At 54.0% G+C, this 417-nt stretch carries 1 rRNA gene; it reads right to left on the reverse strand.

Annotation, left to right across the window (positions count from 1 at the left end):
* A 16S ribosomal RNA gene (locus AAHE99_RS26715) occupies window positions 1-417 on the reverse strand; the annotation flags it as partial.

The raw sequence follows: 417 nt of genomic DNA on the forward strand, positions 1-417 counted from the left end.
CGGTTAAGCTACCTACTTCTGGTAAAACCCGCTCCCATGGTGTGACGGGCGGTGTGTACAAGACCCGGGAACGTATTCACCGCGACATGCTGATCCGCGATTACTAGCGATTCCAACTTCATGTAGTCGAGTTGCAGACTACAATCCGGACTACGATACACTTTCTGGGATTAGCTCCCCCTCGCGGGTTGGCGGCCCTCTGTATGTACCATTGTATGACGTGTGAAGCCCTACCCATAAGGGCCATGAGGACTTGACGTCATCCCCACCTTCCTCCGGTTTGTCACCGGCAGTCTCATTAGAGTGCTCTTGCGTAGCAACTAATGACAAGGGTTGCGCTCGTTGCGGGACTTAACCCAACATCTCACGACACGAGCTGACGACAGCCATGCAGCACCTGTGTGCAGGTTCTCTTTC

The organism is Pseudoduganella sp. OTU4001, assembly GCF_038440195.1.
Taxonomy (GTDB): Bacteria; Pseudomonadota; Gammaproteobacteria; order Burkholderiales; family Burkholderiaceae_D; genus Rugamonas.